The following is a 21,163-nucleotide window of genomic DNA, read 5'->3' on the forward strand; positions in this document are numbered from 1 at the left end:
GGGAACTTATTTTTGAGCACATCCTTAGCGCGCTTTTGATTCGTCGAGCAGCTTCAAAATAGCCGGGTAATCGAAATAGTCCGCTAACCGCGACAGCGCAAACCCAACAATCGCGTCCACTTCGGCAACCATTCGGATGGCCTGGGTGATTTGCTCGTTGTCCAGGCTGATCAGGGCATCCCGCAGTTGCAGGCGCAGAGCTTCGGGTAATTCTTCCAACATCCGGGCGGTCAAGGTCACGGTCGCCGTTTCATCCGCCGGGCTGTCCGAATGATACAGGTATTCAAGACCCAGCTGCCGAGCCAGACAGTCGTAAATCTCGTCGAAGCGGTAAGGTTTGCGCACGAAATCGTCCATGCCGGCATCCAGCATTTCCCGCTGCTGTTCCTTGAAGGCCGAGGCGGTGACCGCGACGATTTTGACCATCTCGCCATGGGGTAAACTTCGAATACGTTTGGTGGCTTCGATGCCGTCCATCACCGGCATTTGTTTGTCCATCCAAATCAGATCGGGACGCCAGTCCGGGAATAGTTCCAGGCATTGTAGGCCATTCTCCACCACCCTGACCTCCAGCCCAATATCGTTCATCAAGCGCCTGAGCAGCAGCTGATTTTCCCGTTGGTCCTCGACGATCAGGATTCGGTAGCTCGGTTGGCCGGGCGCCAGCCCCACCACTTCGCTGAGTTTATGCGGTTCCGGTTGCAGAATTTCGGCCGGACTTGCCAACTCCACCGGCAGTTCCACCCGGAACAACGAGCCCTTGCCCAGCGCGCTTTCGACTCGGATGCTGCCGCCCATCAGCTTGACGAACTGGCGGGTGATGGCCAGCCCCAATCCAGTACCGCTTTGGGCGCCGCCGTCGGATAACTGTACAAAGGGCTCGAACAACCGGGTTTGGTTTTCCGGAGCGATGCCGGGACCGGAGTCCTCGACCTCGATCAACAGATGATGCCGGGCGTTTTCCCTGGCCCCCAGACGCAGCGTCACCCCACCCTGCTCGGTAAATTTCACCGCGTTATTGATCAAGTTGATCAAAATCTGCCGAATCCGGGCCTCGTCACTCTTGATATAGCGCGGAAAATCGGAGGTTTGATCGAGCAGCAGCCGCAAGCCTTTTTCCTGGGCGCGGATTTGCATCATTTCGGTGACGTCGCGTACCAGGCCGCCGAGGTCGAACGGGGCAATCTCCAATTGCAACCGGCCGGCCTCGATCTTGGCCATTTCCAGCACATCGTTGATCAGTTTTAGTAAGTGTTCTCCGCTGCGCTTGATGATGTCGAGATTTTCGGCTTGGCCGCCACTCAAGCAAGGATCGCGCCGCATCAGGCCGGAAAAGCCCAGAATGGCGTTCAACGGCGTACGCAGTTCATGGCTCATGTTGGCCAGGAATACGCTTTTGGCCTTGTTGGCCGCCTCGGCCGCGTCGCGCGCCAACACCAGCTCGGCCGTGCGTTGTTGCACCGTTAGCTCCAGTTGATCCTTGTAACGGCGGAGGGCTTCCTCGGCCTGTTTCCGCTCGTCAATGTCCATCCGGATGCCCAGCATCCGCGTTACGATCCCGTTTGAGTCCCGTTCGATGCCGAAACCGGTCACATACTGCCATCGATAATGGCCATCGGCATGGCGCACCCGCGCCTCGTAACGATATTCCTTGAAATCCCGCGACAGCACGTCTTGAATTTTGTTGCCGACATGATCTCTGTCGTCGGGATGCAAGCGCTCCAGCCACTCATTTCGATCGGCAAAACCTATATGAGGTTGGTAGCCGAGCATGGTGTAATAGGTGGGCGAGGCGAACCATAAATCGTTTTGTATATCCCAGTCCCAAATCCCGATATGGGTGGTTTCCAGCGTCAGACGCAAGCGGTTTTCCGACTCGCGCAGTTGTTCCTCGGCCCGTATCCGCTCGAGACGAGTGCGCAGTACGCCAATGCCGAAAGCCAAATCGCCGGCCAGTTCATCCATCAGTCGAATTTCGGCCGGGGTAAAGGCCTGGCATTCCGATGCATAAATCATCAGGGCGCCGAATACCTGGCCGCTTTCGTCCCTAAGCGGCAAGGCGATGTCGGAACGATAGCCGCGCCGCAGGGCCGCATCGCGCCACGGCGCCATGCGCGGGTCGCTGGCAATATCCTGGATATAGAACATTTCGCCGCTACGGATCGCGGTTCCGATCGGGCCGCGGCCGCGCGGGCTGTCGGCGGACCAGGAAATGTCGATACCGGCCAGATAGCCCTCTTCCGCTCCGGCCCAAGCCACCGGCCGCACGGTTTTGGCCTCGTCGTGTTCGGCGTATCCAACCCAGGCCATCCGATAGCCGGCCTCTTCGCAGATGATACGGCAAACATCGTCGAGCAGGCTCTGCTCGTTGTCGGCGCGCAATAGCGCCTGATTACAGTCGCTGATGGCGCGCAGTTCCCGATTCAAGCGGCGCAGTTCGTCTTCGGTCCGTTTGCGTTCGCTGATGTCCCGGCAAATGGCCAGATGGTATATGTTGCCTTCGTATTCGAAGTAATTGACGGTGATGTCTACCGGGAACATCCGGCCATCGCGACTGCGGTGTATCGACTCGAACTGTATCCTCCGGCGCTCGCACAATTGAGGCCAAAAATCGGCCCACATTTCAGCCGACCAACCGGGATCGATATCGTAAATCCCCATTCCACCGGTTAGTTGTTCTCGCCTATAGCCCAAGGTCAGCGCGGCGCTCTGATTGGCGTACAAGAAATGGACGTCGTTTTCGCCCATCATAAAAATGTTTTCCCCGACTTTATCCAGCGCGAAGGTCAGCAATTGCAATTGCTGCTGGGTCGCTTTCTGTTCGCTGATGTCGGTGCGCAAAAAAAGATAATTGCAAATATTGAAGCTAGCGTCGTAGATCGGCGAGCCGATGAGTTGCTCCCAGCGCAGTTCGCCGTTTTTATGGCGGTTGCGCAAGACGCGATTCCAGATTTTTCCCGTGGCCAGGAATTTCCGGCATTCATCGAATTCCTGTTCGGTCATTTCGCTGGCGATCAATTCCCGGTGCGGCTTGCCGTACATATCACCAAAGGCATAGCCGGTGATGCGGGTGTAGGCGTAATTGGTATAGGTCAGCGTGCCTTGAGGATCGGTAATCAGAATACCGGTCGGATTCTGGTCGGCGGCTTGAGTCAGCCGGTTGAGTTCGGTTTCGAATAAATGGCGGTCGGTAATATCGCGGCTGGAAACCCGGTGGCCGATATAACCGCCATCTTGGCCGAATACGGCTTGACAGCAATGCGATAACCAGCGAATTTCGCCGTCGCTGCGGACGATGCGGAAATCGATTTCGGCGGGCCGAATATGCTTCAGGTCGTGCGGGTGACGTTCCAGCAACTCCCGATCTTCGGCATGAACGATTTGACCCAGCAGGTCCGGGTTTTCGATGAATGCAGACTGCGGATAACCGGTTATCCTCCGGCACGATGGCGACATATAGTGGATCTGGTGTTCCGGCCCTTCCCAGTATTCCCAATCATAGGGATAATCGGCGATGGTGTGGAATTTTTCCTCCTCGCGGGCCAAATGCTCGATCACGTCCAGTTGCCGCTTCCAAGCTCTTGCAATCAACCCGGTCCCGGCCCCGGAAATCAACATAAACAACAACACCAGTCCCGACAACTGCAAAACCTCGTTCTTCCACGCCGCCAGATAATCGAGTTTGGCCAGCCCGACGCTGACGAACAACGGATGAGGACTTATTGCGCGATAGGAGACGACGCGGGCGACATGGTCGAAGCTTTGCGACGAATAGAAAGTGCCGGAGGTTTGGCCCGCGTCCAGCAACGCCTGAAATTCCGGCGATATGTCTTTGCGGCCGATGCTGGCGCCGATGTCTTCCGGCGAGGGGTGGCGCAAGATCAAGTGCAAATCCCGGTCGCGTAGATTGATGGCGCCGTACTTACCGATGTCGACGCCGGCAAACATTTTGCCGAAGTTCTCCAGTGAAATATTGGCGAACACCACGCCGGCAAAGCGGCCACCGGGATAATTAAGCCGGCGGGCGAAGTTGATGACCCAGGTCCTATTGATGCGCGACATTACCGGCTTGTTGATGTACAAGCCCAAATCCGGATGATCGCGATGCTCGATAAAATAAAGCCGGTCCGCCATGGTTAGCATGCCATCCTTGGGCAAATCGGTGCCGTAAACCAGCCAGCCTTGTTCGTCGGTTGAACGCAAGCCGATCACCCAAGGCAGCCGTGTCTGTAATCGCGCCATAAAAGTATTCAACGCTTCGGCGTCGGGCCTATCCTTGACTATGTGCCTCTCGATTTCCTCGGCTGCTATTTGTAAACCCAGATCGACTCTGTCTACCGTGCTGTCGATATTTTTCGCGATCACATTGGCCAGATTTTGGGTGGTGATTTCGGCGCGTTGCTGATAATTCTCGTAACTTCGCGTCAACGAAAACCCGGCCACGCCAACCACCAACAGGTTGATCAGCACCACCCCGGCAACCAGGCGCCCCGTCAGCGCATTTTGAAAATCAAGCTTGAATGCCATGATCGATCCGAAAATAACGTCCTATTAACAACACCGTGAGCATACACGTTCGGAGGCGGGCATGCTCCGGTTTTAACATATCCCGGCGGCGGGTTACGGAGCGGTTTTGTAAGGTGGATGAGTGCAATAAAGTTTCTGATTAGCCCAAAGAGCCTAGCCGCCGTTTGCCGCGCCCAACCATTTCAAAATGGCCGGATAATCGAAATATTCCGCCAACCGTGACATCGCCGTTGCCAATCCCGCATCGATAGCGCCTACCCGGCGGATGGCGGTCGCGATCCGCTCGCTATTCAAGCTAAGCAATGCTCGCTCCAGTTCCTCGCGCAACTCGGCCGGCAATAGCGCCAGCATGTCGGCGGTCAACGACACCGGCACAGTTTCTTGCGTCGGCGGCTGCGATACCCGCACATATTTTAGGCTCAATTGCCGGGCCAGACAGTCGTAGATTTCGTCGAAGCGATAGGGCTTTCGGACCACGTCGTCCATGCCGGCATCCAGCAATTCCCGTTGTTGTTCCTTGAAGGCCGAGGCGGTGACCGCGATGATCTTGACCGTTTGGCCGTTCGCTAACCGGCGGATGCGCTTGCAGGCTTCCAGGCCGTCCATCACCGGCATTTGCCTGTCCATCCAGATCAGATCCGGTTGCCAACCTTGGAACAGCTCCAGCCCCTGCAAGCCATTCTCCGCCAGCCCGACTTCCAGACCGAGGTCAGTCATCAGCCGGCTCAATAGCAAGCGGTTTTCGCGTTGATCCTCGACGATCAAAATCCGATAGCGAGGTTGTCCGGGGGCCAGTGTCACCACATCGGCGTACCGGCCGGCCGGCGAATCGAGTATATCGGTTGTGGCGGCCAACTCCACCGGCAGTTCGACCCGAAACAACGAGCCCTTGCCCGGCGAGCTTTCGACTACGATATCGCCGCCCATCAGCTTGACGAATTGGCGAGTAATGGTCAGCCCCAATCCGGTACCGGGCTGGGTGGTGTCCTCGTTTAACTGCACGAAGGGTTCGAACAGCCGAGCTTGGCTTTCCGGGGCGATGCCGGGGCCGGTATCCTCCACCTCGATCAGCAACTGTTGCCGGGCGTTTTGCTTGACACCCAGCCGGATAGTCACGCCGCCCTGCTCGGTAAACTTCACCGCGTTGTTGATCAGATTGATCAGAATCTGCCGAATGCGGGCTTCGTCGCTCTTGATATGGCTAGGAAATTCGGACGACTGGTCGACCAACAACCACAAGCCTTTTTCCTGAGCCCGGATTTGCATCATTTCGCTGACATCGCGCACCAGGGCGCCAAGATCGAACGCGGCGATTTCCAGTTGCAAGCGGCCGGCCTCGATCTTAGCCATTTCCAGCACATCGTTGATCAGTTTCAGCAAATGTTCGCCGCTGCGATTGATGATGTTGAGGTTTTCGGCTTGGCTTTCGCTTAATTGCGGGTCGCGCCGCATCATGCCGGAAAAGCCCAGGATAGCGTTCAATGGCGTGCGCAGTTCGTGGCTCATATTGGCCAGAAAAACGCTTTTGGCCTTGTTGGCCGCCTCCGCCGCATCGCGTGCCAAGCGCAATTCCGTCGTGCGTTGTTGTACCGTTTCCTCCAATTGCTCCTTGTGCCGCCTGAGTTCTTCTTCCGCCCGCTTGCGTTCGGTCAGATCGTAAGCCAGGCCGACAAAACCGGTGATTTGGTCGTCTTCGTTCCGTAATGCGGTCACGGACAAAAACACCGGCACGCGGGTTCCGTCCTTACGAATGAAGATCCATTCACGTTCCTCGGGCAGCTTGCGGCTAGGGTATGCCGTAAACACCTCGAATCCCGGCGCAATAGGTTCGCTCAGCACTTCGGACAATCGCCGCGCGTGCCGCGCCACCTCGTCCGGATCGTGCCAGTGCGCCGGCGTCCGCCGGCCTATCATCTCGTCGGCCGAGTAGCCGAGCAAGCGTTCGGCGGCGGGATTGAAGCTGGTGATGATGCCATCGGGCGTGGTGGAAATGATACCGTAGGCCACATTGTCCAGAATCGTGCGCTGAAACACGTTGAGCCGGCGTAAAGCGGTTTCCCGTTCCCGGATCGCGTCCATCATCGCATTGAAATTCCGGCCTAGACGCGCCACCTCGTCGTCGCCGGCGGCGGGAACGCGATGCAGGTAATTCGCCCCGCCGCGAACCCGTTCGGTGGCTTCGGTCAGCGCGGCGATGGGGCGCACGAGGGTACGGCGCAGCACCGCCAACTGGGCCAACGTGGCAACCAGCAGGACCAATACACCGCCGCCGAACAGCCACAAGGCCTGACGAGTTTGCTGATTAAGCTGATCGAGTCCCATGCTAAGCCGTAGACGCGCGCCGTGCGACAGGCTCTGCAGCAGTTCGACCTGGTCGCGGCCAAGATAGATGCCATCCAGCTCAGTCGGCAAGGGCTGGGGCTGATGGTCGGACAAGCGGCTAAAACTAGCCAAAACCCGCCCGCCTTCCAAAAAAATTTCCGCCTTCAGAATGTGCGGATTGGCCAACAACGTATCCAGCACTTCTTGCGCCCGCACGGGATCTTCGAAAGCCACGGCCGCGTCGGTGCCGACCGAGACCAACTGCGCGTAGGGTTGCAGGATCTGGCGGGCACGATGCTCCAGCGTCAGACTCTGATACAGCGCCAAGCCAGCGCCAGCCAGCACGAATGCCAGCAGGGCCGCGCTCCACAGCACCAGCGACAATCGCTTATGTATATTCAGTTGGAGTGGCATCGCTTATCTCATCCGGCGCAGTTCGCCGTTTTCCTGAATGTCGCTGGCGACTTCCAGCATTTTGGTCTGGATAGTCAGCAAGACGGCCCGGGCCTGATCGAGGTTGACACTCATACTCACCCGCTCTCCGACCTGAAACCGTATGACACCGCCTTCGCCGAGGAATTCCGGCGCGTCGCCGACCGTCAGAACCGGTCTATCCTTCAATACGGCGAGCGCGGCGCGGCGTTTGCCGGCGTCTTGATAGGCAACGAACACGATCTGGCACGGCGGCAATTCCTCCAGCCTATCGGCGCGGAAGATCTTAAATGGTCGTCCCTGTTCGGCACGGCCCTCGAAGGTCGTATCCAGCACGTCGCCGAAGGGATCCGGCCCCAGAATACCGACATGCCAGGGCGATGCGCCATCGAGGAAGGCATTGGATGGCCAGCTGACATAGTGAGCAAAATTGCGTAGAAAGGCGGCCTTGATTTTGGCCGGATTCTCCTGGCCGGCGGCAAGTCCGGACAGAAGCAGCAGCGATGGCAGAACGATAATCCATAGGGTTCGGTAATCAACCACTTTTCGGCATGGACTCTGTAGCAGGGGCTTTAGCCGCGACAATAAGCACATCGTCGCGGCTAAAGCCCCTGCTACGCCCGTGACATATGATCGACGAAAAAGGCTCGCGTTGGAGGCTGATATTTTATCGCTCAAAACACGGCCCCAGGATCAAAACCTGACCGAGAAATTGAGCATAAATTCGCGCGGGCGGCCGCGGCTGCTTTGCGAGGGCCGGTAATGCTCATCAAGCAGATTTTTGCCCATCAAATCGACACTCATGCCGTGCCCACCCACCTCCCAGCTATAACCGACCAAGGCATTCAGCAGTGCATAGGTTTGGCGGGAAGACGCCGGGCTGTCGGACAACAGGGTTTGGTCATGGACGAAGTTGACGCCGCCGCCGATGTGCAAGCCGCGCAAGGCCTCGATCTCGAAATCGTAACTCGTCCACAAGTTAGCCAGATGCGGCGCGCTCATTTGCAGCGGCGCGTTGTGAAAACGCAGCGCATTTTTGTAATAAGCACGCCCCGTGGCGTCCAACGTGTTGGGGTCTTGAGCCAGAATGGCGTCATCCCGGCCGGTGAACTCGGTAATCTTGGCGTCCATATAGGTGTAGGACAGATAGAGCTGCCAGTTGTCGGTCAGTTTGGCGGTGGCGTCCCATTCAATGCCGAGTGAGCGCTGTTCTCCGCTGGGTACACCGTAGATCGTCGTCACGCCGTTGGTATCGGTCACGGCTAAATCGTTGACGATGTTTTTGTTTTGGATGTCGAAATAGGTCAAGGTACTGGACAGGCGGCCGTCGAACAGTTCGGCCTTGATACCGACGTCGAAGCCTCTGCCCTCGGTCGGTTCCGGAATGGAAGCAGTACCGTCGAGATTGTTGATCAAAAAGGTGCCGGGGACGAAGGATTCGGCATAGCTACCAAACAACGACCATTCCGGCGTCAGCTTATACAGCACACCGTATTGCGGCGTGACCTTACTGACGCTGGATTGGGGTTGCGCCCGGTTATTCAAGACATCGGTGAGCTGGCTATCCGTCTCGGTCCAGCGCCAGCCGGTCAACACCAGCAAACGGTCGTCGAAGAAGCCGAAGGTGGAGCCGCCATACACCGACTTGTCGATGGCATTGACGTTTTGATCGAAACGGCCGGCGGTCATTTGCGACAATGCTATCGAGGTATTGCGCTCCCAGGTCGAGGGGTCGTTCAAATCCCACAGCGGCAGAGGTGAACCGATCGGATTGCTGCCTAAAGCCGGATCGTTGGGTGCCTGGCCGGCCGTGCGGTGAAAATTGCGGTCGACATATTGCCCGCCCAGCAGCAGGCGCAGGCTGGCGAAACCCAGATCGTACTTGCCGACGCCCTGCAGTTCTATGGTGTCGTCGCGGTTGCTGTAAACCTGCTGCCTAACCCGGCGGCCCTGCAGGGTCGTGACGTTGTTCGCCATGCCGAGGTTGCCGGTAAACAAGGCGTCGATGTCGTATTCCAGATGGGAATAGCCGGTACGCAAATTCCAATGCTCATCGGCCTTGAAGTCTATCCAGGTGCTCAGATTGTGGGTGTTGCTATGGCGGTAATCGCTGTGGGCCATGCTGTTCCAGTTATCCGGCAAGTCCGGCACGTCGATGCCGGACAGATTGGGATCGGACGCGCTTGGCACGATACCCGCCCAGATGTTGTAACCGGGCTTCTGCATCAACTGCGGCTCTTCGATCTTTTCGAAGTTTTCGTATTTCAACGACACGCTGAGCCGGTCGTTGGGCTGCCAGAGCAAGGACGGCGAGATGTTCCAGGAATGCGCATCGTAAGCGTCCCAATAGTGCATGTCCTGGTCGTAGGACGCCGCCAGCCGATAGAACAGCGTTTTCGAGGCCGGTCCGGTGACATCGACATCGAAACGGTATTCGCCGTAGGAACCATAGCGCGCATCGGCGCTGGCGGCGAATTGGTGTTGCGGGTTCTTGGTGATGACGTTGACGATGCCGCCCGGCGCGACTTGGCCGTAGAGAAACGAGGCCGGCCCCTTGACGACTTCGACCCGCGAGACATTGGTAAAATCCAGAATCGACGGGCCATGCACGCCGTCGCGCAAGGTCTGGATATTGCCGCCGGCCAGCGAGCCGACCGTGAAACCGCGTATCGCCAGATTGGCGTTGCCTTCGTTGAAGTCGTTGCTGCGGTAGGTGACGCCGGGCGAATAACGGGCGATGTCGAAAATATCCCGTGGCTTTTGATCGTCGATGAAGGACTCGGTGAAGGCTTGAATCGCGTACGGCAAATCCCGGATCGGTGCGTCGAAACGGGAGGCGGAAACCGAATTGGAGGCATGATAACCGCTGTCGAGTTGGCTGGAAACCTCGAACGGGGAAACCGGCACGTTGACCAGTTCGGTGATGTCCATATCGGCCACGTCCTTGCCGGGCTCCGCCGGCGGTGCCGCGAGTTCGGCCGCCATTGCGATCGGCGGCTGCCTTAGCCACAAACCCAATACCAAGGCACTCAACACAACCGCTCGCGCGCCGAATTCAGGCCGGTGGTCTTTCATTAGTGCCTCCCGAAGATTGAGTGAAGACGGTCACGTTCGTCATATTCTAAAATAAGCCCCGGCATAAACTTGATCGCACCAGTCCGTATTTTAGCCGATTCAATTTCGGCATGGCGCGGTTTGTCCTGGTCGGATAGTATTGCCAACAGACATGGCGTTGTAAGCGAATCGCTTTAATCGGCTGCCTGCTTGGGCCATTATCCGCGAATATTCGTGTCGATTCTATATTAAGGCTGTCGTTTTCGAACCTATCGTCAAACCTAATTCTGCTTAAAGCACTACATAGTTTAATATTCTCAAGGACACATAATGCCAGGATTTCAAGATTTTTTGAGCGGCTTACATATATTCTCCCAGCAACAAAACCAGTTTGGTTTATTGCTGATCCTCGCCATTGCCAGTTCGGCCTCGCTCTGGTACTGGTGTCCCCAGCACCGGAAGCCGGTCGCCACCAGTTCGCTGTTTTTCTTGATCACGCTGGTTGGCCTGGTATTAAGCGGCATGCTGACCGCCTTGGGAGGCGGCGCCTTTGCCTCGGGCTTATCCAAATTCAGTTTTTTTGCCGGGGGCCTGGCGGTCATTCGGCTTACCGGCATGTTCTTGTTTCGTCTGATCCTACCGACCTGCCGCGTCAAACTGATACGCATTTTCGAAGATCTGGCCGAACTGGCCGGGTATTGCGCCTGGCTGATGATGCATCTGCACATCGCCGGCCTGGAGTTATCCAGCATCGTGACCACGTCGGCGGTGATGACGGCGGTACTGGCGTTCTCGATGCAGGACACCCTGGGCAACGTGCTGGGTGGCTTGGCATTGCAACTGGATAATTCGATCAAAGTGGGTGACTGGGTCAAAATCGACGACATCAACGGCCGGGTCTCGGATATCCGCTGGCGCTATACCGCGATAGAAACCCGCAACTGGGAAACCGTCATCATCCCCAACAGCTTATTGATGAAAGGCAAGTTTTCGGTACTGGGACGCCGTAGCGGCAAACCGTTGCAATGGCGACGCAAAATCGATTTTGAAGTGGGTTACGAACATTTTGCCGGCAAGGTCATCGACATCGCCCAAAACGCGATCCGAAACGGCAATATCATGAATGTCGCCGACACCCCCCCGGCTAATTGCGTGTTGATGGATTTCAGCCCCAGCGCCTCGCGTTACGCGCTGCTTTATTGGTTACAGGATATTGAATTGGATAACGGCACGGATTCGGTGGTCCGCCGCCGAATCTATGCCGCGCTGCAGCGTGCCGGCATACAATTGCCCTATCCGCACTATCACATACACTTGACCAACAAGGATGACAATTATGAACAAAACAAACGCCTGAAGCGGATCAAGGAACGCATGGATGCCTTGCAGCAAGTGGAACTATTCAACACCCTGCATGACGACGAACTGGCCGAAATCGCCGAACAACTGGTCTACACCCCGTTCGTGCAAGGCGACATCATCATGCGCCAGGGCGCGATCGCCCATTGGCTTTATATCATCATCAGCGGCGAGGCCGACCTATTCCTGGAACTCCCGGACGGCGGACGCCGGAAGATCAATACCATCCATGGCGGATGCTTCTTGGGCGAGATGGGCTTGATGACCGGCGACCCGCGCAGCGCTACCGTGATCGCCAATTCGGAAGTATTGGCCTATCGGCTGGACAAGGAGTCGTTTGAAAAAGTCTTGAACAAACGCCCCGAGATCGCGGTGGAAATCAGCAATTTATTGGCCAGCCGCCGCCTTAACATCGACAATTTGCAGCAGGAACTGGATAACGAATCGGTCTCCCGTTTGATGGCGCAGCATCAGAGCAATTTTCTGGAACGCATCCGCAGTTTCTTCAAGCTTGACGGCTAGATTCGTCGACCCATGCTGTTGAAGCCTTACCGTTCGCTGAGCGGAGCCGAACGCTTCGACTCCGCTCAGCGAACGGCGAATATCGACCGGCTCCGACTTCACTCGTGCAATCGCCGCTGCCAAACTGCGGCCCTTTCCCTCAGTTCATTCAGATCCAGCGTGGTCAACTGGCGTTTGTTCAACAGTCTTTTACCGGCCACCCAGACATCGCTGACCTGATGCCGGCTGGCGGCATAGACGACTTGCGCCAGCGGATTGAATACCGGCTGGGTTTCGACCTCGCTCAAATCGATCGCCACCAGATCGGCGGCCTTGCCTATCGTTAACGAACCGATCTCGGCCTCCAGCCCTAAGGCCTTGGCGCCGTTGATAGTGGCCATTTTCAAAGCCTCCATCGCCGGCACCGCATCGGCCCTACCGGACACGCCCTTGGCCAGCAGCGCGGCGACTCGCATTTCCGCCAGCATGTCCTGATCGTTATTGCTGGCGGCACCGTCGGTACCCAGCGCGACATTGATACCGGCTTCCAGACAGGCGGCTACCGGACAAAAACCGCTAGCCAGTTTCAAATTAGATTCGGGACAATGCACGATGTGGCCGCCGGTTCCGGCATAAAATTGAATTTCCTCGGCGGACAGCTGGGTCATGTGCACCGCCATGAATGAAGGCGTCAGCAAACCCAGATCGTTCAGACGCTGCAACGGCGTTTGTCCGGTTTTTTGCATCTGTTCCCGCACTTCATGCGCGGTTTCATGCACATGCATATGAATCGACAAATCCATTTCGTCGGCGAACGTCAGCATTTTGCGCAAGGGTTCATCCGACACCGTGTAGGGCGCATGCGGAGCGAACGAGGTGGTAATCAAGCCTTCATGCCGCAATTGTTCGTGCAAGGCCAAACCCTTGGCCAGATAGACATCGGCGTTTTCGGCCCACACCGTCGGGAAATCGAACACGATCAAGCCGATGTTGGCCCGTATGCCATGTGCTATCGCCTGTTGCGCGGCTATATCCGGGAAGAAATACATGTCGTTGAAACAGGTCGTGCCGCCGCGCAGCATTTCGGCTATCGCCAGATCGGTGCCGTCACGGACAAAGGCTTCGCTGACCCATTTTTGCTCGGCCGGCCAGATGTGATTTTGCAGCCAGTCCATCAGCGGCAAATCGTCGGCAATCCCGGACAACAACGACATTGCGGCATGGGTATGACAGTTAATCAGGCCCGGTATCAATACATGCTGATCCAGCCTTTCCAACTGGCGCGGCTGGTATTTTTGCAAGGCCTCGGCGCTATCCAGCAAATCGACGATTTTGCCGTCGTCGACCACCAGACTGTAGTTTTCGTGGATTACGGATTCCGGCTCAACGGGTATAATCCAGCGCGCTTGAATGAGAAGATCAACCTGCATGTTTTTCCCCGCGAAAAAAATCGCGATTATACCTTCTCAATTCCATCAATCCTTATCTAAAGTGTTTCACGCCATGACCGAACCTAAACAATTATCCGTACAAGCGCTGCAATGGACCGGGCAAAGCCTGAAGGTGCTGGACCAGCGACTGTTGCCGGAACAAATTCGTTATGACGAATACCAGGATGCCGCCGGCGTGACCGAAGCCATTGCCTCAATGCGGGTGCGCGGTGCGCCGGCCATCGGCATCGCCGCAGCTTACGGCGTAGTGCTGTCGGCCATGCGGCATTTTCCAAACAGCGAATGGCAAGCCGCTGTCGAACAAGACATCAAGCAGTTGGCGGCCTCCCGGCCGACCGCAGTCAATCTGTTCTGGGCGCTGGACAAAATGCACGGCCTGCTGGCGACGCAACCGGCCGAACCGATTGCCGCATTGACCCAACTGGCCGAACAAATTCATAGCGACGACATCGCCGCCAATCACGCGATGGGCGAACGCGGCGCCGACATCATCGGCGACGCCAAGGCGGTGTTGACCCATTGCAACGCTGGCGCCCTGGCCACCGGCGGCTACGGCACCGCGCTGGGCGTGATTCGTAGCGCCCACAAGCGCGGTCAACTGCAGAACGTCTATGCCGACGAAACCCGGCCCTGGCTGCAAGGCGCGCGCTTGACGGTTTGGGAACTGGCCCAGGACGGCATCCCGGCCACCTTGATCGCCGATTCCGCCGCCGCCTGGTTGATGAAATCCGGTAAAATCGACTGGATCGTGGTCGGCGCCGACCGCATCACCGCCAACGGCGACGTCGCCAACAAGATCGGCACTTATTCGCTAGCGGTATTGGCCAAACAGCACGGCGTCAAGATGATGGTGGCCGCGCCCTCCTCCACCTTCGATTTCAGCCTGGAAAGCGGCGACAGCATCGAGATCGAGGAACGTAATCCCAAGGAACTGCTGGCCGACTGTTATCTGCAAGACGGTTCGCTGGTCGGTGCCTGGAACCCTGTATTCGACGTCACCCCGGCGGAACTGATCACCGCCATCGTCACCGAGCGCGGCGCGGTGATCAATCCCGGCCAACACGGCGTAAGGAGTCTGCAAACATGTTAAACCTTAAAAGTGGCAACAATCCCTTATTCGCGCTGAGCTGTCTGCTGCAAGGCATCAAGCTGCTGAATCACCCGCAACTGCGCAAATATCTGTTGATTCCATTGCTGATCAATAGCGTGCTGTACACCGGCGCCTTCGTGTTGGGCTACCATTCGGTTTCGGCGCTGATCCACCAGTTCATTCCGGACTGGCTGTCGTGGCTGAACTGGATCTTGTGGCCGCTGTTCTTCGTCAGCTTTTTGGTGATCGGCTTTTTTACCTTTACCCTGTTCGCCAATCTGATCGCGGCGCCCTACTACAGCCAATTGTCGGCCAAGGCCCTGCAAATCGTTCTCGGCCAGGATACACCGATAGCCGAACAACCCTGGGACAAGGTGTTTGTCGGTGAATTGAAACGCATCGGCTATTTATTGATCCGCATCCTGCCGTTGCTGCTGTTGTTTTTAATCCCGGTCGTCAATCTGATAGCCCCGATATTATGGGCGCTATTCGCCGCCTGGGGCATCGCGATGGAATTCATGGCCTATCCGCTGGAAAGCCGGGGCCGGACATTTCCCGAACAAAAACAGTTTCTGCAACAGTCGCGCTGGGGCGTGCTCAGTTTCGGCGGCGTCACCGGCATGGCCTTGACCCTGCCCATCGTCAACCTGTTGATCGGCCAGGCGGCCGTGATCGGCGCGACTATTTACGTCCATCAACTTTCTCAATCCAATACAGAGCCAACATCATGAAATTCAATCCCTGCATCGACCAATGCACCAAGGAAGGCACCCATTGCGAAGGCTGCGGCCGTTCACACCTGGAAATCGCCGGCACCAAGCAAATCGTGCAAGCGGCGGTTGCCTTTATTCAGGAACAACAATACGACAACCCGGAGGAATTCGTCGCCGCGATCAGTAAAAGCATCCTGAAAAAATTGCAGAAACAATAGGAAATCGCCTAAGCCTCAATCGAAAAAATCAAAACTCATCTGTCCGCCGGCTGAAGGCTTGCGGAACAAATCGGTGCGTAGCGGCGGCTGCGGGCCATCCATGCCCAGTTTTTTACAAATCAAGCGGAAACGCTGCGCGATCAGATCGGCATAGCCGCCGCTGCCGCGCAGGCGTTGGTGGAAAGCCGCATCGTAGGCCTTGCCGCCCCGGCTGTCACGCACCCGCTTCATCACATGTTCCGCCTTCAACGGATAATGCTGATGCAGCCATTGCTCGAACAAATCCGCCACTTCCAACGGCAAGCGCAACAATATGTATTCGGCGCTGAGCGCGCCGGCAGCGTGGGCGGCCTTGACGATGGCTTCCAGCTCGTGATCGGTCAACACCGGAATCATCGGCGCCACCATCACCACGGCCGGCACTCCGGCCTGGCGTAAGCGTGACAAGGCATCCAGCCTGCGTTGCGGCGCGGCGGCGCGCGGCTCCAGCTTACGCGCCAAGTCGCGATCCAACGTGGTAATCGACATCCCGACCCAAACCAGGCCCTGTCCGGCCATCTCGGACAAAATATCCAGGTCGCGCTCGATCAGCGCGGATTTGGTGACGATGCTGAGCGGATGGCGGGTTTCCGCCAGCACTTCCAAAATTTGGCGCATGATCCGCTGTTGCCGCTCCAGCGGTTGATAGGGATCGGTATTGCTGCCCAGGGCCAGCGGCGCGCAACGGTATTTGCGCTTACCCAACTCCTCACGCAACAATCGGGCCGCATCGGGCTTGATCAGAATGCGGCTCTCGAAGTCCAGTCCGGCCGAATAGCCCAGATAAGCATGAGTGGGCCTGGCGAAACAATAAATGCAGCCATGTCCGCAGCCGCGATACGGATTGATCGAACGGTCGAATGGAATATCCGGCGAATCGTTGTAAGTAATCACTGATTTGCTGCTGTCGACGATGATCTCGGTTTGCAGCGGCGGCGGTTCGGCGTCCAGACTGCCCCAGCCGTCGTCCTCGGCTTGGCCGCTTTGTTTTTCGAAGCGGCCGGCAACATTGCTGATGCTGCCTCGGCCTTTGTGGATCAGGGGTTTGGGCATGGGAGCTGGTCGGTTACTCGGCAAGGAAAACAGGTCGCGCAATTTTGAGGCTTTATCCGGCAAAATCAACATTCTGGTTCCCAAGCCCCGGCTTGGGAACTCCAACCGGAACTTGGGAGCTAGTTAAATCCTACGTTCGCCTTTATCATGCCCTCCCTAACCATTATCCGCCCCCTTTGCCGATGACCGAAGCCACCATCACCTGCCCCAACTGCAGCAGCGCCGTACCCTTGACCGAATCGCTGGCGGCGCCCTTACTAGCCGCCACCCGCAAACAGTTCGAACTACAACTGCAGCAAAAAGACCAAGCCATCGCCCTGCGCGAACAAGGCATCCGCGATCAGGAAAAACAACTGGCCGAGGCCAAGCGCGGCCTGGACGATCACGTCGCTCAACAAGTCGCCAAACAACTGCAAGCCGAACGCCAGCGCGTTATCGAGGAAGAAACCCGCAAGGCCAAACAAGCTGCCGCCGCCGAGTTGGAGCACAAGAGTCGGGAACTGGTCGAATTGAACGAAGTGTTGAAAGTCCGCGACGCAAAACTGGCCGAAGCTCAGCAAGCCCAGGCCGAGCTGATCAAGAAACAGCGCGAACTGGACGACGCCAAGCGCGAGCTGGAACTGACCATCGAAAAACGCGTGCAGACCAATCTGGCCGAAGTGCGCAACCAGGCCAAACGCGAAGCCGAGGAAGGCCTGAAACTGCGGGTGATGGAAAAAGACCAGACCATCGCTTCGATGCAGCAAAAAATCGAGGAACTCAAGCAAAAGGCCGAACAAGGCTCACAGCAATTGCAAGGCGAAGTGCAGGAACTGGAACTGGAAAACCTGCTGCGCGCCAAGTTTCCGTTCGACAACATTGAACCGGTCGCCAAGGGCGAATTCGGCGGCGACCTGCTGCAACGGGTAGTAAGTGGAGCGGGACAGACTGCCGGCAGCATCCTCTGGGAAGCCAAGCGCACCAAAAACTGGAGCGACGGCTGGCTGGTCAAATTGCGCGAAGACCAGCGCAACGCCAAGACCGACATCGCCGTGCTGGTCAGCCACGCCCTGCCCAAAGGCGTGGACAGTTTCGAAGTGGTCGACGGCATATGGGTAACCAGCCCGCGCGCCGCGCTACCCGTCGCTACCGTGCTGCGCCATACCCTGTTGGAAGTCGGCATGGCCCGCTTAGCCGCCGAAGGCCAACACGGCAAAACCGAGATGGTCTACCAATACCTGACCGGCCCCCGCTTCCGCCACCGGGTGGAAGCCATCGTCGAAGCCTTCTCGACCATGCAGGAAGATTTGGACAAGGAGCGCAAGGCCATCACGAAGCAATGGGCCAAGCGCCAGGCGCAAATCGAGCGGGTGATGAACGCCACCGTCGGGATGTACGGCGACTTGCAAGGCATCGCCGGCAAGTCGTTGCAGGAGATCGAAGGTTTGGAGATGCGGGCGTTGGGGGTGGATGATGAGTTCGATTGACCGGCTGTTCAGTCTGCTCCAGCCTGATCGCTCTGGACCCTGGTTCCCAAGCTCCGGCTTGGGAACCCCTGCCTTGGAAGCTCCAGCTTTCAGTCTGGATGTGGGTAGGAAGCTAGAGCTTCCGAGATAATGTTCCCAAGCTGGAGCTTGGGAACTAGCGCACAGACTGGACTTCCATACGATTTAGATACGTTAAACGATTACTGAATATCGAATTCCAGATCTGGTTTGACTCGATAGAGAATTCGAACACCGCCTTTATTGGTTGCTTCTTCACAAATCTGAAAATATTCAGATTTGTCAGCAATTTCCCTAAGTGTTTTACATCCATGTCTTTTTGTTATCCAAGTCAACTCTTCCACCAACCAACTTTCATCAACATTTTGATGAATAAAAACACGAGCAGCATCCAGTACAGCCCACCCATCATCACGCTTTCTTCTAATTGCAAATACGACTAGCGAAGCAATATGGCGAGTATCCCTTAGTAGCGAGAGCTCAAGTTCCTTCCTACCCTCATCAGATTTGAAATACTCAACTAGTTGTTTCCCTCTTTCGTCAAATTTCTGAGCAATAGATTTGATAAGCTCAAGTTCTGGATGAACCCTTTCTCTTTGCTGATCCAAATATTGCTCGGCTGCCTTTAGACTTTCATAATTGCCAAAATTCCACTTTGGTAAAAAATGATGAATCAAATCATTTCGCTCAGCTATCAGTGCGGCGAGCTCATTCTTTCTTTGGTTATAAAAGTCCTCATCACAAAGCATCGGGCCTCTAGTAAAAGACATGTGGAATTTTGAAATTTCCTCAGCAACGCTTTGATTATCATCATCTTGCTCAAAAGTTGAAAATACGTTTTCAACAAAATGTTTTGCAACGTTTCCAAGAGTCTGGTTGGCAAAGGTATTTTTTCGTTCTTCCAGATTTGATTGCATTTTTCCTTGGGCATCCCAAACTTTAATATCTTGGTGTATCAGCATATGTTTCAACATGTGTTCAATCTGCTGAAACGAAATAACGTTTCTACCCAGTTTTCTTTGTACTTCCCTTCTCAAATCTTCCAATTCAATATTAGCTTCCATGAATAACCAAGGTTTTTGAATATTTTAAAAACTGTCAGCCATCGACAGGATGGGACTCGCCGAGGCAACCAAGCAGTGCGATTGGCATGGTAGTCAGCTGGCTGATGAAAGTCCAGCCATGGCCCTGTGAGAAGTGAAAAAGTAGGCGAAGGCAAAGGACCCAAAGAAAAGCGGTATTGCTTCACCAAGGTGATGACGGTAATAATGCGGCAACATGGGGGTGCGCGTGAATACGTGGTGATCTATCCGTTGTAATACTAAGTGCAACGTTTTTTTCTGGTTTTTCTGGTTCCCAAGCTCCAGCTTGGGAACCTCACCCCTCGGAAGCCCCAGCTTCCGTTCCACCTAACTCACCATAGCCACATGACCCGCAGCCGCTACCGAGTCCTGCAAAATCCCAGCCCGCACTTCCTGACCGCGACGATCAATCAGTGGCTGCCACTGTTTACCCGCCCGGCGACGGTAAATATCGTATTGGATTCATGGCGGTTTTTGCAGCGCGAAAGCGGGTTTCAACTGTACGGTTATGTGATTCTGGAAAATCACCTGCATCTGATCGCCATCTCGCCGGATTTGAGCCGGGACATGCAGCGGTTTAAGGCTTATACCGCCAAGCAAATCATCGCCTGTCTGCAACAAAGCGGTTCGGCGCGGGTGTTGGAATTACTGGCGTTACTGAAGCGGCCGCATAAAACCGAAAGCGAGTATCAAGTCTGGGAGGAAGGCAGTCATCCGCAACTGATCGAAACCGAGGCAGTAATGCGGCAGAAACTGGATTACATCCACCGGAATCCGGTCAAGCGCGGTTATGTGGATTTGCCGGAGTATTGGCGTTACTCCAGTGCGCGGAATTATGCGGGTTTGGAGGGGTTGATCGAGGTGGTTTGGGACTGGTGATGTTCTCGGGAAGCTGGAGCTTCCGGGGAGTGTGGGTTCCCAAGCTGGAGCTTGGGAACCAGGAGAAAGGCGTTCTTTCAATGCTCTCCCTTGAGGCATGCTTGTTCGTCGTGAGGCAGGCCCGCAGCCAATTCGCCGGACAGGTAGGCGGCAACGGCTTTGAGCGGCGAAGTCTCGCTGGTGGTCACCAATTCGGTATTTCGCTCCGCCAGACGGCGTATGACACCGTCTCCGGCCGATCCGGCAATGGCAACATCGACCGAATGCAAGGGATGGCGGTTGCCGTCGCCGCGCACATGCCATTCGTGCAGGCTGCCGATCTCGGTAAGATCGAGCGTCCAGGCGAGTTGGGCCGCCGATTCGCCGTCTATCAGATAAACCATCCACTTTGGCGCCCGCCCGGCATGCGCGGCAATGTTGCCATCCTGATCAACCGCCACGGCAATAATTTTTTCTTCCATCGCTACCCCCTTGAGTTTGAAAATGATGCTGCCGAGTCCCGGTATTTCACAGCGTTCCGAGTTTCGATGCGGTCAGCTTACAAAAATAACCCCGCTCTTCGCAAGGATTTACTGTACACGACGCTGGCCGCTTGTTTTATCGTCATCGTTTCCACGCTTCGGTGTGGGGACAATGGAGAATGGTGATGAAGTCGGGAAGCCGGAGCTTCCGAGGATGGGGTTCCCAAGCAGGAGCTTGAGAACCAGAACCAGATCATACCGATAAAAATATCCGCTGATCTCCGTTGAAGATGCAACATTCTCTTTGTAGATCAAAATGATTGGGCTATTTTCTCGGTCGTCCAGGCTTTTACTTGGGCCGTCGAGTTATTGTTCGGCATCGTTGCCATTCGGAAGGAGATCGTCCGAGCTCAGAACTCGGACGGCCGGAAAAAAAGAGAGGACTGTCCGGCTCTACAGGAGATTATCCGAGCTCAAAGGGAGAACTATCCGGGTCAA

14 protein-coding genes are annotated in these 21,163 nt (G+C 56.1%); 6 read left to right on the top strand and 8 right to left on the bottom strand.

Translation table 11 applies throughout. The features are described from left to right. Window positions 1-24 precede the first annotated feature (24 nt). The 4 genes from IVG45_RS07960 to IVG45_RS07975 all read right to left on the bottom strand — a co-directional run bounded on the left by IVG45_RS07960 (window position 25) and on the right by IVG45_RS07975 (window position 10,356). Window positions 25-4,527, bottom strand: coding sequence for a PAS domain S-box protein (locus IVG45_RS07960; protein WP_196437299.1), 4,503 nt, complete (start codon window positions 4,525-4,527; stop codon window positions 25-27). A 153-nt stretch (window positions 4,528-4,680) separates the two neighbouring features. Further along, complete coding sequence (locus IVG45_RS07965; RefSeq protein WP_196437300.1) at window positions 4,681-7,263, bottom strand: ATP-binding protein; 2,583 nt, start codon at window positions 7,261-7,263, stop codon at window positions 4,681-4,683. 3 nt (window positions 7,264-7,266) lie between these two features. Further along, window positions 7,267-7,824 (bottom strand): YfiR family protein, encoded by a 558-nt coding sequence (locus IVG45_RS07970; RefSeq protein WP_230874803.1) that lies wholly within the window; start codon window positions 7,822-7,824, stop codon window positions 7,267-7,269. A 150-nt stretch (window positions 7,825-7,974) separates the two neighbouring features. Next, entirely contained in the window at window positions 7,975-10,356 is a 2,382-nt protein-coding gene (locus IVG45_RS07975) for a TonB-dependent siderophore receptor (RefSeq protein WP_230874804.1), read from the bottom strand. 309 nt (window positions 10,357-10,665) lie between these two features. Here IVG45_RS07975 and IVG45_RS07980 point away from each other — a divergent pair, with 309 nt between their 5' ends. Then, window positions 10,666-12,216, top strand: a complete 1,551-nt coding sequence (locus IVG45_RS07980; protein ID WP_196437302.1) for a mechanosensitive ion channel family protein — start codon at window positions 10,666-10,668, stop codon at window positions 12,214-12,216. A gap of 98 nt (window positions 12,217-12,314) precedes the next feature. Here the strand turns inward: IVG45_RS07980 and IVG45_RS07985 are convergent, their stop codons facing one another. After that, on the bottom strand, window positions 12,315-13,625 hold the full coding sequence (locus tag IVG45_RS07985) for a TRZ/ATZ family hydrolase (RefSeq protein ID WP_196437303.1): 1,311 nt from the start codon (window positions 13,623-13,625) through the stop codon (window positions 12,315-12,317). A 73-nt stretch (window positions 13,626-13,698) separates the two neighbouring features. Between IVG45_RS07985 and mtnA the strand changes: the two genes are divergently transcribed. Genes mtnA through IVG45_RS08000 form a run of 3 tightly spaced genes read left to right on the top strand, consistent with a single transcriptional unit; the run spans window position 13,699 to window position 15,667 of the window. After that, window positions 13,699-14,736, top strand: coding sequence for an S-methyl-5-thioribose-1-phosphate isomerase (gene mtnA, locus IVG45_RS07990; RefSeq protein WP_196437304.1), 1,038 nt, complete (start codon window positions 13,699-13,701; stop codon window positions 14,734-14,736). Beyond that, window positions 14,730-15,467 (top strand): sulfate transporter CysZ, encoded by a 738-nt coding sequence (gene cysZ, locus IVG45_RS07995; RefSeq protein WP_196437305.1) that lies wholly within the window; start codon window positions 14,730-14,732, stop codon window positions 15,465-15,467. The genes mtnA and cysZ overlap by 7 nt, the downstream gene beginning before the upstream one ends. After that, window positions 15,464-15,667, top strand: coding sequence for a DUF1289 domain-containing protein (locus IVG45_RS08000; RefSeq protein ID WP_196437306.1), 204 nt, complete (start codon window positions 15,464-15,466; stop codon window positions 15,665-15,667). The genes cysZ and IVG45_RS08000 overlap by 4 nt, the downstream gene beginning before the upstream one ends. Before the next feature lie 15 nt (window positions 15,668-15,682). Here IVG45_RS08000 and IVG45_RS08005 read toward each other — a convergent pair whose 3' ends face one another. Next, complete coding sequence (locus IVG45_RS08005; RefSeq protein WP_196437958.1) at window positions 15,683-16,759, bottom strand: PA0069 family radical SAM protein; 1,077 nt, start codon at window positions 16,757-16,759, stop codon at window positions 15,683-15,685. A gap of 182 nt (window positions 16,760-16,941) precedes the next feature. Here IVG45_RS08005 and IVG45_RS08010 point away from each other — a divergent pair, with 182 nt between their 5' ends. Further along, window positions 16,942-18,225 carry a DUF2130 domain-containing protein gene (locus IVG45_RS08010; protein ID WP_196437307.1) on the top strand — a complete coding sequence of 428 codons (1,284 nt, stop codon included), beginning with the start codon at window positions 16,942-16,944 and terminating at the stop codon, window positions 18,223-18,225. Window positions 18,226-18,425: 200 nt separating this feature from the next. Here IVG45_RS08010 and IVG45_RS08015 read toward each other — a convergent pair whose 3' ends face one another. Then, a complete protein-coding gene (locus tag IVG45_RS08015; protein WP_196437308.1) occupies window positions 18,426-19,307 on the bottom strand; it encodes a hypothetical protein in 882 nt (293 codons plus the stop codon). Window positions 19,308-19,670: 363 nt separating this feature from the next. Between IVG45_RS08015 and IVG45_RS08020 the strand changes: the two genes are divergently transcribed. After that, window positions 19,671-20,204 carry an REP-associated tyrosine transposase gene (locus IVG45_RS08020; RefSeq protein ID WP_196437309.1) on the top strand — a complete coding sequence of 178 codons (534 nt, stop codon included), beginning with the start codon at window positions 19,671-19,673 and terminating at the stop codon, window positions 20,202-20,204. A 77-nt stretch (window positions 20,205-20,281) separates the two neighbouring features. On the opposite strand, the gene IVG45_RS08025 is transcribed toward IVG45_RS08020, so the two are convergent. Then, the gene (locus IVG45_RS08025) at window positions 20,282-20,665 is read right to left on the bottom strand and encodes a NifB/NifX family molybdenum-iron cluster-binding protein (protein WP_196437310.1); all 384 of its coding nucleotides are present in this window, start codon (window positions 20,663-20,665) and stop codon (window positions 20,282-20,284) included. Between the last annotated feature and the right edge of the window lie 498 nt (window positions 20,666-21,163).

Origin of the sequence: Methylomonas sp. LL1 (assembly GCF_015711015.1) — a bacterium.
Classification (GTDB): domain Bacteria; phylum Pseudomonadota; class Gammaproteobacteria; order Methylococcales; family Methylomonadaceae; genus Methylomonas.